This window comes from Azospirillum brasilense (genome assembly GCF_001315015.1).
GTDB classification, from domain to species: Bacteria; Pseudomonadota; Alphaproteobacteria; order Azospirillales; family Azospirillaceae; genus Azospirillum; species Azospirillum brasilense.
In genome coordinates this window covers 1,722,501-1,737,080 of sequence record NZ_CP012915.1, presented here as the reverse complement: position 1 = coordinate 1,737,080, position 14,580 = coordinate 1,722,501, and the positions used below count along the sequence as shown (strand labels likewise).

At 67.7% G+C, this 14,580-nt stretch carries 11 protein-coding genes and 2 rRNA genes (1 of these 13 cut by a window edge); 4 read left to right on the top strand and 9 right to left on the bottom strand.

Features of this window, described 5'->3' with window-relative positions; all coding sequences use genetic code 11:
* Positions 1 to 23 precede the first annotated feature (23 nt).
* The 4 genes from fdhD to fdnG form a co-directional block, all read right to left on the bottom strand.
* Positions 24 to 842 (bottom strand): formate dehydrogenase accessory sulfurtransferase FdhD, encoded by an 819-nt coding sequence (fdhD, locus tag AMK58_RS21570; RefSeq protein WP_035677768.1) that lies wholly within the window; start codon positions 840 to 842, stop codon positions 24 to 26.
* Between the two features lie 66 nt (positions 843 to 908).
* Positions 909 to 1,541 (bottom strand): formate dehydrogenase subunit gamma, encoded by a 633-nt coding sequence (locus AMK58_RS21565; protein WP_035677771.1) that lies wholly within the window; start codon positions 1,539 to 1,541, stop codon positions 909 to 911.
* Positions 1,538 to 2,467 (bottom strand): formate dehydrogenase subunit beta, encoded by a 930-nt coding sequence (gene fdxH, locus AMK58_RS21560; protein ID WP_035677773.1) that lies wholly within the window; start codon positions 2,465 to 2,467, stop codon positions 1,538 to 1,540. The genes AMK58_RS21565 and fdxH overlap by 4 nt, the downstream gene beginning before the upstream one ends.
* A 3-nt stretch (positions 2,468 to 2,470) precedes the next feature.
* Entirely contained in the window at positions 2,471 to 5,536 is a 3,066-nt protein-coding gene (gene fdnG, locus AMK58_RS21555; RefSeq protein WP_079285213.1) for a formate dehydrogenase-N subunit alpha, read from the bottom strand.
* A gap of 507 nt (positions 5,537 to 6,043) precedes the next feature.
* Between fdnG and fdhE the strand changes: the two genes are divergently transcribed.
* Complete coding sequence (gene fdhE / locus AMK58_RS21550; protein ID WP_059399395.1) at positions 6,044 to 6,943, top strand: formate dehydrogenase accessory protein FdhE; 900 nt, start codon at positions 6,044 to 6,046, stop codon at positions 6,941 to 6,943.
* 12 nt (positions 6,944 to 6,955) lie between these two features.
* Here fdhE and AMK58_RS21545 read toward each other — a convergent pair whose 3' ends face one another.
* Positions 6,956 to 9,064, bottom strand: a complete 2,109-nt coding sequence (locus AMK58_RS21545) for a sensor histidine kinase (RefSeq protein ID WP_059399394.1) — start codon at positions 9,062 to 9,064, stop codon at positions 6,956 to 6,958.
* Between the two features lie 44 nt (positions 9,065 to 9,108).
* A complete protein-coding gene (locus tag AMK58_RS21540) occupies positions 9,109 to 10,599 on the bottom strand; it encodes a sigma-54-dependent transcriptional regulator (RefSeq protein WP_035669958.1) in 1,491 nt (496 codons plus the stop codon).
* A 158-nt stretch (positions 10,600 to 10,757) separates the two neighbouring features.
* Between AMK58_RS21540 and AMK58_RS21535 the strand changes: the two genes are divergently transcribed.
* Together AMK58_RS21535 and AMK58_RS21530 are read left to right on the top strand one after the other, a co-directional pair.
* Entirely contained in the window at positions 10,758 to 11,543 is a 786-nt protein-coding gene (locus tag AMK58_RS21535) for a class II aldolase/adducin family protein (RefSeq protein ID WP_079285801.1), read from the top strand.
* Between the two features lie 42 nt (positions 11,544 to 11,585).
* Positions 11,586 to 11,774 (top strand): 4-oxalocrotonate tautomerase, encoded by a 189-nt coding sequence (locus AMK58_RS21530; RefSeq protein ID WP_035669961.1) that lies wholly within the window; start codon positions 11,586 to 11,588, stop codon positions 11,772 to 11,774.
* A gap of 84 nt (positions 11,775 to 11,858) precedes the next feature.
* Here the strand turns inward: AMK58_RS21530 and AMK58_RS21525 are convergent, their stop codons facing one another.
* Positions 11,859 to 12,161 (bottom strand): hypothetical protein, encoded by a 303-nt coding sequence (locus AMK58_RS21525; protein WP_014197964.1) that lies wholly within the window; start codon positions 12,159 to 12,161, stop codon positions 11,859 to 11,861.
* A gap of 146 nt (positions 12,162 to 12,307) precedes the next feature.
* Here AMK58_RS21525 and AMK58_RS21520 point away from each other — a divergent pair, with 146 nt between their 5' ends.
* Positions 12,308 to 12,526, top strand: a complete 219-nt coding sequence (locus tag AMK58_RS21520) for a hypothetical protein (protein ID WP_035669964.1) — start codon at positions 12,308 to 12,310, stop codon at positions 12,524 to 12,526.
* Positions 12,527 to 12,711: 185 nt separating this feature from the next.
* Here AMK58_RS21520 and rrf read toward each other — a convergent pair.
* Both rrf and AMK58_RS21510 read right to left on the bottom strand, forming a co-directional pair.
* Positions 12,712 to 12,827: ribosomal RNA gene (rrf, locus tag AMK58_RS21515) — 5S ribosomal RNA — on the bottom strand.
* Positions 12,828 to 12,962: 135 nt separating this feature from the next.
* Positions 12,963 to 14,580: ribosomal RNA gene (locus AMK58_RS21510) — 23S ribosomal RNA — on the bottom strand (it continues 1,129 nt past the right edge of the window).

The window sequence follows — 14,580 nt, the reverse complement described above, 5'->3', positions numbered from 1 at the left end:
CGCGACATCCGTCGCGGAGCCGCCTACACCCAGCGGTCGCCGTGGCTGTAGACGACCAGCCGGTTGCCACGGGCGAAGCCGGCCAGCGACACGCCGCAGCTTTCCGCCATGCGCACCGCCATGCCGGTGGGGGCGGAGATGGCGACCAGCCCGCTGATGCCCAGCCGGGCAGCCTTCTGCACCAGCTCGTAGCTGGCGCGGCTGGAGGTCAGGACGAAGCCGCCCCGCCGGTCCACGCCCGTGCGCACCAGCCAGCCGATCAGCTTGTCCAGCGCGTTGTGGCGGCCGACATCCTCGCGCACCGCCAGGATCTCCCCCGCCGCGTCCACCCAGGCGACGCCGTGGGCCGCCCCGGTGGCGCGGTGCAGGGTCTGCCGCTCGGCGAAGCGGGGCAGCGCGCGCTCCACCGCACCGACCGACAGCCGCCCGCCCGAAGGGACGGGCTGGCCGGACCGGGCGATGGCCTGGAGGCTCTCCACCCCGCAGACTCCACAGCCCGACCGTCCGGCGATGCTCCGCCGCTTGCCCTTCAGCGCCATGAAGCGCTCCATCGGGATCTCCATGCGCACCTCGATCCCGTCGCAGCCCTCCACCACCCGCAGGCTTTCCAGCTCCTCCGCGTCGGCGATGATCCCCTCCGTCAGGGAGAAGCCGAGGCCGAACTCCTCCAGGTCGTCCGGGGTCGCCAGCATCACCGCATGGACGATGCCGTTGTAGGCGATGGCGACGGGCACCTCCTCCACCACCGCGTCGTCGCAGAGCTGTGCAGCATCCGGCCCCAGCCGCAGGACGGTCATGCGGTGGGTGGTGGACGGAGCGGCGAGGTCCGTGGCGAGGCTCATGGCGGTATCCTTCTTAGGAATTCCCCTCTCCCCTGAGGGGAGAGGGCTAAGAGCGCCCTCAGGCGATCAATGCCCGGTTTCCTTGCCGGTCACCTGACGGAACCAGCGCGGATGGTGCTTGCGCGCCCACGCGTGGGTGACCACGCCCTCGACCATCGCGCGGATCGTGCCCTGCACCCACAGGGCGGCGTAGACATGGACGATGATGCTGGCGATCAGCACCAGCGCGCTGGCGGCGTGGACCAGAAGCGCCACGCGGATGATCGGAATCGGAAAATAGCCCGCGAAATAGGGCCGCCACGCGATCACCCCCGACACCAGCAGCAGGATCATGCACAGCACCATGACCCAGAACATGCCCTTCTGGCCGCCGTTGTAGCGGCCGATGTCGCCGACCTCGTTGCCCTTCATCACCTCCCTCACCGACATCATCCACGTCACATCCTCCTTGTTGATGAGGTTGTGGTGGGCGTAGCGGAAGAACTGGCGGGCGAAGGCCAGGAACATCACCACCCCGACGAAGGGATGGACGATGCGGGCGAGCTGCGGCGTGCCGAACACGCCGGTCAGCCAGAAGAAGGCCGGGTAGAAGAAGGCCAGCCCGGAGATGGCGAGCAGCACGAAGCAGACCGCCACGATCCAGTGGTTGATGCGCTCCGCGGCGCAGTAGCGTTGGATCAGCTTTTCCGACGTCTTCACAGCGCGTTCTCCCGTTCCTTATGCTTGGTTCCTTGAGCGGGCGGGACCGGCGGCGTGCCGTGATCCGCCTCGTCCTCGTCATCGGCGCGGTTCGGGCCGACCGTGATGTAATGGAAGAAGCCGAACAGGCCGGCGGCGGCGACGCCCAGCGTCGCCAGCGGCTTCAGCATGCCCTTCCACACCCCGACGACGGCGCTGATCGACGGGTTGTCCGGCAGGCCGGAGTAGAGCGCCGGCTTGTCGGCGTGGTGCAGCACGTACATGACGTGGGTGCCGCCCACCCCGGCGGGGTCGTAGAGGCCCGCCTGGTCGTAGCCGCGCGACTGGAGGTCGGTGATGCGGGTCTGGGCGACCTCGATCATGTCCTCCTTGCTGCCGAACTGGATGGCCCCGGTCGGGCAGGTCTTGACGCAGGCCGGCTCCTGCCCCACCGCCACGCGGTCGGAGCACAGGTTGCACTTGTAGGCCTTGCTGTCGGCCGGGCTGAGGCGCGGCACGTTGAACGGGCAGCCGGAGATGCAATAGCCGCAGCCGATGCAGTTCTCCTGGTGGAAGTCCACGATGCCGTTCTTGAACTGCACGATGGCGCCCGGCGACGGGCAGGCCTTCAGACAGCCGGGGTCGGCGCAGTGCATGCAGCCGTCCTTGCGGATCAGCCACTCCAGCTTGCCCTTCTCCTCCACCTCGTTGAAGCGCATGACCGTCCAGGCCTGCGAGGACAGGTCGGTCGGGTTGTCGTAGACGCCGACGCAGGTGCCGACCTCGGCGCGCAGCTCGTTCCATTCCGAGCAGGCGACCTGGCAGGCCTTGCAGCCGATGCAGACCGTGGTGTCGATCAGCTTGGCCACTTCCTGCGGGTTGCGGGCCTGCGGGGTCGGCGTCGGGGTGGCGGACCGGCGCAGGATATCGAGGGATTGCAGTGCCATGACTTACGCCACTCCGATCTTCTCGACGTTCACGAGGAACGCCTTGTATTCCGGGGTCTGGGTGTTGCAGTCGCCGACGGCGGGCGGCAGCGTGTTGGACAGGAAGCCCTTCCTGGCCACCGTCTCCCAGCCCCAGTGCAGGGGGATGCCGATCTGGTGGACGGTGCGGCCCGCCACCTTCAGGGCCTTGATGCGCTTGGTCACCACCGCCTTGGCCTTGATGTGGCCGCGCTTGGAGGAGACCTGGACCCAGTCGCCGGCCTGGATGCCCTTCTCCGCCGCCAGCGTCTCGCCGATCTCCACGAACTGCTCCGGCTGTGCGATGGCGTTCAGCCGCACGCTCTTGGTCCAGAACTGGAAATGCTCGGTCAGGCGGTAGGTGGTGCCGACATAGGGGAACTGGTCATGGGTGCCCAGACGCTCGCGGTCGGCCTTGAAGATGCGCACCGCCGGGCTGCTGACCACCTTCGGGTGCAGCGGGTTGGTGCCGAGCGGGCTTTCCATCGGCTCGTAATGCTCGGGGAAGGGGCCGTCCACCAGCTTGTCGGTGCAGAACAGCCGCCCGACGCCCTCCGGGTTCATGATGAAGGGGTTCATGCCGTCGGCCGGCGGCGAGTCCACCTTGAAGTCCGGCACGTCGGCGCCCGCCCAGGCGGTGCCGTTCCACGCGATCAGATTGCGCTTGGGGTCCCAGGGCTTGCCCGACGGGTCGCAGGAGGCGCGGTTGTAGATGATGCGGCGGTTGGCCGGCCACGCCCAGGCCCAGCCCGGCGTGTTGCCGAGGCCCGCGTCGGTGTTGTCGCGCCGGGCCATTTGGTTGCCCGCCTGCGTCCAGCAGCCGGCGAAGATCCAGCAGGCGCTCATCGTCGTGCCGTCGTCGCGCAGCAGGGCGAAGTTGGGAAGCTGCTCCCCCTTGCGGGCGAGGAACTTGGTCGGGTCCTTGGGGTCGGGGATGTCGGCCAGCGCGCGGCCGTTCAGCTCCTTCGCCAGCTCCTCCGGCGTCGGCTCCAGCGGGTTCTTGTAGGGCCAGGAGAGGTTGAGGATCGGCTCCGGCGCGGTGCCGCCCTCCTTGGCGTAGAGGCTGCGGACGGCCATGAACAGCTCGGCCAGGATCTCTTGGTCGGTCTTCGCCTCGCCCGGCGGATTGGCGCCCTTCCAGTGCCACTGCAGCCAGCGCGAGGAGTTGACGATGGCGCCGTCTTCCTCGGCGAAGCAGGTCGAGGGCAGGCGGAACACCTCGGTCTTGATCGACGCGGTGTCGACCTCGTTGACCTCGCTGTGGTTCTGCCAGAAGGAGGCGGTTTCCGTGGCGATCGGGTCGATCACCACCATGTATTTCAGCTTGGCGAAGTCCGCCGCCGTCTTGCGCGCGTCCGGGAAGGAGGTCAGCGGGTTGAAGCCCTGGACGATGAAGCCGTTGACCTTGCCGTTGTGCATCAGGTCCATGACCTGCAGCACGTCGTACATCCTGTCCCACTTGGGCAGCCAGTCGTAGCCCCAATTGTTCTCCGCCGTCGCCTTGTCGCCCCAGAACCACTTCAGCAGGCTGACGAAGAATTTCGGCGTGTTGGCCCAGAAGTTCAGCTGGCCCGGCGCCTGCGCCTTCGGCGCGGTCTTGGCGATGTAGTCGGCGAAGGTCGGGTGCGCCTTCTCCGAAGGCAGGGTCAGATAGCCCGGCAGGTTGGTGGACAGCAGGCCGAGGTCGGACAGGCCCTGGATGTTGGAGTGGCCGCGCAGCGCGTTCACGCCGCCGCCCGGCATGCCGATGTTGCCCAGCAGGAGTTGGATCATCGCCATGCTGCGGATGTTCTGGGCGCCCACCGTGTGCTGCGTCCAGCCCAGCGCGTAGAGGATCGTGCCGACCCGGTCGCGCACCGCCGTGGAGCCGAGATGCTGGCAGACGCGCAGGAAGCCGTCCTTCGGCGTGCCGGTCAGGTCCTCGACCAGTTCCGGCGTGTAGCGCGCGTAGTGGGCCTTCATCAGGTTCCACACGCAGCGCGGATGCTGGAGCGTCGGGTCGGTCTTCGCCGTCGTGCCGTCCGCCTCGAACTCGTAATTCCAGCTGGAGCGGTCGTACTGGCCCTTGGCCGCGTCATAGCCGCTGAACAGCCCGTCCTCGAACCCGAAGCCTTCCTTCACGATGTAGGAGGCGTTGGTGTAGGCGCGGACATAGTCCCACTGGATCTTGTCGTTGGCGACCAGCCAGTTGATGACGCCGCCCAGGAACACGATGTCGGAGCCGGCGCGGATCGGCAGATACTCGTCGGCCACCGCGGCGGAGCGGTTGTAGCGCGGGTCGACGACGACGATGCGCGCGCCGCGCTTCTTCGCCTCAACCGCCCACTTGAAGCCGACCGGGTGCGCCTCCGCCGGGTTGCCGCCCATGATCAGGATGAAGTCGGCGTTGGAGATGTCCACCCAGCTGTTGGTCATCGCCCCGCGCCCGAAGGTCGAGGCCAGCGCCGACACGGTCGGGCCGTGGCAGACGCGGGCCTGCGCGTCGGTGCCGACGATGCCCAGCGACCGCATGACCTTCTGCGTCAGGATGCCCGTCTCGTTGGACGACGCCGACGCGGTCAGCATGGCGGTGGACAGCCAGCGGTTCACCGTCACGCCGTCGGCGGTCCTGGTGACGAAGTTGGCGTCGCGGTCGTCCTTGATGTGGCGGGCGATGCGCCCGATCGCCTCATGCCACGAGATGCGCTTCCAGCTGTTCGACCCGGCCTCGCGGACCTCCGGGTGCTTCAGGCGGTTCGGGCTGTGGATGAAGTCCAGCAGGCCGGCGCCCTTCGGGCAGAGCGAGCCGCGGCTGACCGGATGGTCGGGGTCGCCCTCGATGTGGATGATCTCGGCCTTGGCGTTCTTGGCGCCGTCGCCCAGGCTGTACATCAGCAGGCCGCAGCCGACCGAGCAGTAGGGACAGGTGTTGCGGATCTCCTTGGCGCGGGCGAGGCGGAACTGGCGCACCTCGGCCAGCGCCTCGGACGGCAGGAAGCCCAGAACCCCCATGCTGGAGGCGGCGAGACCGCCCGCCGTGACCTTCAAGAACTGCCGCCGTGATACCTGCATGGGTGTGATGGGCATGAAACCTCCCTGATGTCGGCCCTGGTGTCAGGATGTGCCGGCCCGGCGCTTGAGCGCCTGGAGCCGGTGGCGCCGCACCGTTCGGGGTGACCCGGCTGAAGCGGCGCATCCTCCAAAGGGCAGATTCCGTGCCAGCCGGGGCTTACAGCGGAATGCGGGGACTTTGCTGGGCCGCACGGACGGAACCGTCATGCCCGCACCGCGCCGAGGGACATTTTGTCCAGCCGGCGATGGACAAAATGTCCATAACGTTTGTGTGGAGGACAATCTGTCGGGGGGTGGGTCGCAATGAAAGTTCCCTCTCCCCTCTGGGGAGAGGGTTAGGGTGAGGGGGTTGCGCGTGGCGGATCGTTCGGCACACGCGCATCCCCCTCACCAGCCCTTCGGGCCACCCTCTCCCCAGAGGGGAGAGGGTTACTCATGGCCCTGGCACCGTTCTTGCGCTGTGCTATCCCTTCTCATCGTTCGTGATCCGTGACCGGGAAAGCCACCATGACCGCCTCCTCCTCCGACGCCCCGATTTCCGAAGCGGCGATGTCCGAAGCGACTGCCGCCGCCATGGCCGCCGCCGGTCTGGTGCCGGGCCAGTCGCCGTCCCCGCTGCGCCTGCCCGACACGGCGATCTTCGCCCGGCGGGCGGCACGCCTGCGCACGCTGGCGGAGGGGCACGCCATGGGCGACTGGCTGCGCTTCGTCGCCGCGCTGGCCGACGCCCAGGCGGCAGTGGCCGCCACCCCCGCCATCCTGCCGCCGGAGGAGCAGTGGGCCGCCGACCTGCGCGCCCTGGCCGACCGGCTGGACACCCTGCCCGGCGGTGCGCGCGAAGCCCTGACCGCGCTCGCCGCGTCCGACGCCGACACCCTGGAGGCGCTGGCCGGGCGCTGGGCCGGCGACGCTCTGGAGGACGGCGACCTCGCCGCGGCGCCCTTCCTGGCCGCGGCCTTCCAGACCGCCTGGACGCGCCACGCCGCGGCGCTCGACCCGGCGTCGGTGACCACCCACGCCACCGCCACCGCCTGCCCGGTCTGCGGCGGCGCGCCGGTCGCCGGCGTGCTGCAGGTCGGCATGGAAAGCGGCGGCCTGCGCTATCTCCATTGCGGAATCTGCCACACCGCCTGGCACCATGTGCGCTCGTCCTGCGTGGCCTGCGGCGACGGCAAGGACGTCTCCCAGCGCTTCGTCGAAGGGGCGGACGGCACGGAGGCCAACGGCGCGGTGCGGGCGGAGACCTGCGACGCCTGCCACAGCTATCTGAAGCTGCTGTTCCTGGAAAAGGCGCCGGACCTCGACCCGGTGGCCGACGACCTCGCTACCCTGGCGCTCGACCTGCTGCTGGGCGAGGAGGAGTACCGCCGCATCGGCGTCAACCCGTTCCTGGCGGTTGCTGGGTAGCACGACGGGGCGTCAGCCCCCCGCGGTGATCCGCTGGGCGGCGAAGAAGGGCGCGGTCGGCTGGTCGGAATAGACGGCCTGCCGCCGCAGCCACAGGGTGAAGCGGGTGCTGCGCCCCGGAACGCTCTCCACCGTGATCCGCCCGCCGTAGCGCTGGACGATGGCGTAGCTGATCGACAGGCCGAGCCCCGTCCCGGTCTGCTTCTTGGTGGTGAAGAAGGGGTCGAAGATGCGGGCCAGATCGCCCGCCGCGATGCCGTGGCCGGTGTCCTCGACCCCCACCAGCACCCCTTCGAAGGGCTCCGCCCCCGGCAGACGCTCGTCCGGGCCGATGTCGCGGCTGTCCAGAGTCAGGCGGCCGCCCTCCGGCATCGCCTGCATGGCGTTGACGATCAGGTTGATCAGCACCTGCTGAAGCTCGCCGCGGTTCATCTCCACGGGGCCGTCCGCCTGGGCCTTCAGCGTCACCACGACCCGCGCCCGGTTCAGGTTGTGCCGGGTCAGCACCAGACAGTCGGACAGCACGCCGTTCACGTCGGTCGGCTCGGCGTAGCCGGCGAAGTCGCCGGGCCGGGCGAATTGCAGCAGCTTGGTCACGATGGCGTGGATGCGCCAGGTCTGCTCGTCGATCAGCCGGACCTCCTGGCGCACCGGCTCGATCCCGTCGCCCAGCACCTCGCGCAGCAGGTCGAGGTTGCCCTGGATCACCGCGACCGGGTTGTTGATCTCGTGCGCCACCCCGGCGGTCAGCTCGCCGATGGCGGTCAGCTTCTCGTTCATCACCAGCTGCTGCTGGGCGCGGCGCAGGGTGGCGTTGGCCTCCTCCAGCGCGGCGGTGCGCAGCGCCACCTTGCGGTCCAGCTCCTCGGCGGAGCGCTGAAGCTCCCACCGCCGCGCCGCCACGGAATCCAGCAGATGGTCGAAGGCGCGGGCCAGCCGCCCCAGCTCGTCCCGGCTGGCGGTCGGGCCGATGCGCGCGGAATCCTCACCCCTCTCAATGCGGACGATGACGCCGGCCATGCGCTCCAGCGGATGGAAGATCGCCCGCGCGCCGCGCAGCCCCACCAGCGTCCCCAGCCCCGACACCAGCAGGAACAGCAGGAACAGCCCGGCCAGCGCCTTGTACAGGGTGTCGCGCAGCGGCGATTCCAGGAACCCGACATAGAGCATCCCGATCCGCCGCCCGCCGGTGTCAGCCAATGGCTGATAGCCCGACACATAGGTGTCGTTGACCACGAAGGCCGAGCCCAGCCATGGCTCGCCGCGGTCCAGCACCTTGTCCGCCACCGCCTGCGACGCCCGCGTGCCCAGCGCCCGCTGCCCTTCGAAAAGCCGGACGTTGGTGGCGATGCGGGTGTCACCCAGGAACAGCGTGGCCGTGCCCTGGCTGCCCAGCGGCAGCGAGGCGTCCTGATAGACGATGGTGTTCAGCCGGTCGACGATGCCCTGGTTGCCGTTCAGCAGCACCCCGCCTTCCAGCACCCCGAGCAGCCGGCCGTCCGGCCCGTCGAAGGGAATGGCGACCTGGATGACCAGCCCGCGATCCTCGGCCCCATGACTTTCGACATTGCGCGGATCGGGCCGGGCCGCGCGGGTCGGCACCAGCGGCGTGTGGGCGGCCCGGCGCAGCGCCGGGTTCAGCGCCTCCAGCTCCGCCGGGGCGAAGACCTCCAGCCCATGCTGCGCATAGCCGTGCAGCGCCTCGCGCACCACCGACCAGCCGCTGCGGTCCGCCGGGACGGCGAAGGACCCGCCCGCCCGCACCATGCCCCCGGCGTCGAGCAGCAGCAGATAGTCCAGCCCGTGCTCCTCCGCCTCCTCCTCGAGCAGCCGGCGCAGGTCGGCGGGCGCCCCGCGCTCCAACACCAGGGCCAGCCGGTGGGAGGTCGCCACCCCCTCCAGCCCGTTGCGCAGCGACATCTGCACCCGGTCGAAGAACTGCCGCGCCGTCCCCAGGTCGGAGCTGACCTTGTTGACCAGAAGCTGGTCGTAGCCCTGCGTCCCCCAGGCCCAGACGATCATCAGCAGGACCGGCGCGCCGACCAGCAGCGGCGCCAGCACCAGCGCCAGCAGCTTGAGCCGCACCGACTCCGCGTAGGCCGCCGCCAGCCGCTTCAGCATATGCGGCCGGGGCGCGTTGAGGGGCGGCGCCGGAGATGGGGGCGTCACACCCCCCATTCCACGCATTTCCGGTCCAGCGTCTTGCGCGACACGCCCAGCAGGTCGGCGGCGCGCGTCTTGCTGCCGTCGCAGCGCGCCAGCACGGTCAGGATGTGGCGCTTCTCCACCTCGGCCAGCGGCAGCACGTCGTTGTCGCCGTCCATGCGGACGTGGCGGACCGGACAGGGCGCGCAGGGCGGGTTGCCGGCCACCGCGGCGGCGCACAGGCTGGGGTCCGCGGCCAAGCCTTCCTCCACCGCCGCGGCGTTGGCGGTGTCGAGATCGTCGAGCGGGAACTCGCCGAGCAGCAGCGACCGCTCCACGAAGTTGCGCAGCTCCCGCACGTTGCCGGGCCAGGAATGGCACATCAGCGCCCTTGTGACCTCCGGCGTCAGGGTCAGCGGCGGCACGGCCAGCCGCGCCGGCAGGAAGCGCATGAACAGCGCGGCCAGCTCCGGCACGTCCACCGCGCGCTGGCGCAGCGGCGGGATGGTTAGGGTCATCACCTCCAGCCGGTAGAACAGGTCCGGGCGGAAGCGCCCCGCCGCGGCCTCCGCCTTCAGGTCGCGGTTGGTGGCCGTCACCACGCGGACGTCCACCGGCACCTCCTGCTCGCTGCCGACCGGGCGGATTCGCCGCTCCTCCAGCACGCGCAGCAGCTTGGATTGCAAAGTCAGCGACAGCTCGCCGATCTCGTCCAGGAACAGCGTGCCGCCGTGGGCGTAGTAGAACAGCCCCTTGCGCGCGTCCTTGGCCCCGGTGAAGGCGCCGCGGGCGTGGCCGAACAGCTCCGCCTCGATCAGGTCGGCGGAGATCGCCGCACAATTCACCGCCACGAAGGGCCGGTCGGCGCGCGGCGACAGGTCGTGCAGCGCGCGGGCGACCAGCTCCTTGCCGACGCCGGACTCGCCCTGAATCAGCACGGTGGACGGGGTCGGCGCCACCCGCTGCACCAGCGAGCGCAACCGCATCATGGCGTCCGACCGTCCGACGATCTCGTCGCGCCCGCTGTCCTTCTTCGACAGCTGCCGGCGCAGCACGTAGTTCTCGCGGGTCAGCCGGGTGCGCTCGACGCAGCGGTCGATGGAGTTGAGTATCTGCTCGACCCGGAAGGGCTTCAGCACGAAATCCGCGGCGCCGGAGCGCAGGGCGTCGATGGCCGTGTCCATATCGGCGAAGGCGGTGACCAGGATCACCTCGCCAGCGTAGCCGCCGGCCATCAGCTCCTTCAGCCAGTCCAGCCCCGAGCGGCCCGGCAGGGCGACGTCGAGGATGATGACCTCGGCGTGAATGCGCTCCAGCGTCCGGGCGCCTTCCTCGGCGCTGCCCGCCACCTCGACCCGCCAACCGCGCCGCTCCAGCGCGCGCGACAGGAAGCTGCAGATGCCCTCCTCGTCGTCCACCACGAGGATGGAGGGCTTCGCCCGGTCCTCCATTCGGCCCCCTTCCGGCGCGCTGCGGTCGGACGGGGTGGAGACTGGCGCGGTCATGGTCATCACTGTGCACTCGGCGTCGGAAAGCCCTTCAGTCTAAGGGACCGCAACCAGGGCGAGCCAGTGATTTCCGAAATCCGGAATAGTCCCGCACCACGCTTGGACAACCAACCCGCGCCATGCGAAGCTCCTCCGCTCATCGCACAGACCGGGAGCCGACCGTGACCGACACCCGCGGATCATTCGTCCATGCCGGACCGCGCATCGCCGATGCCGGCATCAATGACGCCGAGTGGCAAGCGCGGGTCGATCTCGCCGCCGCCTACCGTCTGGTCGCCGAGCGTGGCTGGGACGATCTGATCTACACCCACATCTCGCTGGCCGTGCCGGGGGAGCCGGGGCGCTTCCTCATCAACCCCTTCTGCCTGACCTTCGACGAGGTGACCGCCTCCAACCTCGTGAAGATCGACATCCACGGCGCCATCATCGGCGACAGCCCCCACACCGTGAACGCCACCGGCTTCGTCATCCATGGCGCCGTCCATGCGGCGCGCGAGGACGCGCGCTGCGTCATGCACCTCCACAACGAGGCGGGGGTGGCGGTGTCGATGCTGAAGGACGGACTCCTCCCGCTGTCCCAGCACGCCCTGCGCTTCTACCGCGACCTCGCCTATCATCGGTACGAAGGGCTGGCCCTGACCGACAGCGAGAAGGTCCGCCTCGTCGCCAATCTCGGCACCCGCCGGGCGATGCTGCTCCACAACCACGGCAGTCTGGTGACCGGGCGCACGGTGGCGGAGGCCTTCTGCCTGATGGACATGCTGGACAAGGCGTGCCGGATGCAGCTCGCGGCGCAGGCGGCCGGCGCGGAACTGGTGTCGCCGCCGCCGGAGCTGTGCGACAAGACCTACCGGCAGCTCACTGCCGATCCGGAGCCGGAAGGCGAACTGGAATGGCCGGCGCTGCTGCGACGCCTGGACCGGCGCTGCCCGGACTACAAGACTTGAGCTTTCCGGACCACGGTCCGCAACAGAGGGGATGGAACGATTATGCCGCTGATCAACGTTCAGCTTTTCGAAGGCCGCACGCTGGAGCAAAAGCGCGCCTACGCCAAGGCGCTCACCGACGCCTCGGTCGAAGTGCTCGGCTGCAGCCCGGAGGCGGTCGATGTCATCTTCCATGACGTGAAGAAGAGCGATTGGGCCAGCGGCGGCAAGCTGTGGTCCGACCCCGAATGACACCGCTTCCCGGATGCCCATGGGAAGCGCTGCTCACCCCATGGGCATCCGGACAAAAAATAGGCACGCCGCCCCTTAGCTTGCTCAGACCGCACCCACCGTCTTGCCCGTGAGACGGTAAACCGCGGTGGCGACGGCCCGGTCCTCGCTGTCGCCGACCTCCATGCGCCGGTCGATATAATTGCCGAGAAACTCGACCAGCGCGTCGCGGGTGACCGACTGCACCCACTGGCCATGCCGGCCATAGGCTTGCAACGTCCAGAATTCCGAGGCCATCAGCGCCGAGCGGACGGATTTGGACGAGCCGTCCCAATGCGACCACAGAAAGTCGATGGCACTCTGAGCGACCGTAATCACCAAACCGGCATTGATTCCGCGTGACGCCATCGTAGTCTCCCTCTCAGCTTGCCGAGCGGACGCTCGTGAACGGAACTCGTTCAGCAAAAGCAGTGCCAGGGAGATCAAAACAAAAAGCCGTACCTCGTTCGGATGCGATTCGCCGGAAATCCAGACCAGACACGGGAGGAGTGGCCATGAACGCGCAGGAAGAGCAACGGGCGCGCGACGCGCTGAAATGCATCGACCGCGATCTCGACGCGCTCGACATCCAGATCGCCGCTTTGCAGGCGCGGCAACGATCCGGAAGCTCCCTCGACCAATACATCCGCGTCCGCGACGCCTTGCTGACCGAGGCCCAGACGATCCTCACCCAGCTTGACCACCGTCCCGGCAACCAATCCCCATCCCCATAATCCCCTCCCCCGCCGGTGGCGGGGGAGGGTTAGGGAGGGAGCCCGCGCCGGCACGCCGGACACGACGAAAAGCCGGCGCTTCCCGTGGGGAAAAGCGCCGGCCTTGCCGTTCATGAAGCCGATTGTCAAGTGTGCTTGAAGCCTGCTGCGTCCACGTCCGTTTTGGTTTGGCGTGTGCCGTGGTGACCTGGCGGCGACCTACTCTCCCACGTCTTAAGACGCAGTACCATCGGCGCTGAGGCGTTTCACGGCCGAGTTCGGAATGGGATCGGGTGTTGGGAGCCTCGCCATGACCACCAGGTCACCAAGGCACACGCGAACCATCCGGACAGGGACGGCAGAGGGTTTCGTTTGAGCGAGGACGTTTGCTCTTGTTCTTTGCGGTGTTGGCTCGTGCGCCCAGGGCTTGCCGCTGCGCGCGGGCTACCGACTGGGAAGGATCAAGCCGATCGAGCGATTAGTAAGGCTCAGCTTCAGGCGTTGCCGCCCGTCCACATGCCTCCTATCGACGTGATGGTCTGTCACGGCTCTCAAGGGAGTTCTGGTTTTGAGGTGGGTTTCCCGCTTAGATGCTTTCAGCGGTTATCCCGTCCATACTTAGCTACCCGGCCATGCCACTGGCGTGACAACCGGTGCACCAGAGGTATGTCCATCCCGGTCCTCTCGTACTAGGGACAGATCCTCGCAAAACTCCGACACCCACGGCAGATAGGGACCGAACTGTCTCACGACGTTCTAAACCCAGCTCACGTACCACTTTAATCGGCGAACAGCCGAACCCTTGGGACCTGCTCCAGCCCCAGGATGTGATGAGCCGACATCGAGGTGCCAAACGACTCCGTCGATATGGACTCTTGGGAGTCATCAGCCTGTTATCCCCGGCGTACCTTTTATCCGTTGAGCGATGGCCCGTCCACGTGGAACCACCGGATCACTATGGCCGACTTTCGTCTCTGCTCGACTTGTCTGTCTTGCAGTCAGGCGGGCTTATGCCATTGCACTCGTCGAGCGATTTCCGACCGCTCTGAGCCCACCATCGCGCGCCTCCGTTACACTTTGGGAGGCGACCGCCCCAGTCAAACTACCCGCCATGCAGGGTCCCGGCTCCGGATCAACGGAGCGCGGTTAGATGCCAGAGACCTCAAGGGTGGTATTTCAAGGGTGGCTCCACCCGAGCTGGCGCCCGGGTTTCCTAGCCTCCCACCTATCCTACACATGAGATCCCTAGCACCACTGCAAAGCTGTAGTAAAGGTGCACGGGGTCTTTCCGTCTGACCGCGGGTACTCCGCATCTTCACGGAGAGTTCAATTTCGCTGAGTTGGTGTTGGAGACAGCGGGGAAGTCGTTACGCCATTCGTGCAGGTCGGAACTTACCCGACAAGGAATTTCGCTACCTTAGGACCGTTATAGTTACGGCCGCCGTTTACCGGGGCTTCAATTCGGAGCGTGAACCCCTCCTCTTAACCTTCCGGCACCGGGCAGGCGTCAGACCCTATACGTCGCCTTGTACGGCTTCGCAGAGCCCTGTGTTTTTAGTAAACAGTCGCCACCCCCTGGTCTGTGCCCCCCGCCCCGGCTTGCGCCGCGACGGGGCCCTCTTCTTCCGAAGTTACGAGGGCAATTTGCCGAGTTCCTTCAACACCATTCTCTCAAGCGCCTGGGTATACTCTACCAGTCCACCTGTGTCGGTTTGGGGTACGGTCTGATGCGGGGGCTGTTTCCTGGAACGGGTCCCCAGCCGGGCCAATCCGATAAGGCCCGACACGCTTTCCCATTCGTCACACACCCGCTGGCCCACGAATATTAACGTGGTTCCCATCGACTACGCCTTTCGGCCTCGCCTTAGGGGCCGGCTCACCCTGCGTGGATTAACCTTGCGCAGGAACCCTTGGACTTTCGGCGACAGTGTTTCTCACACTGTTTGTCGCTACTCATGTCAGCATTCTCACTTCCGATACCTCCAGGCGGCCTCACGGACACCCTTCGCAGGCTTACGGAACGCTCCGCTACCACGTGATCAGAGATCACATCCGCAGCTTCGGTACACGGCTTG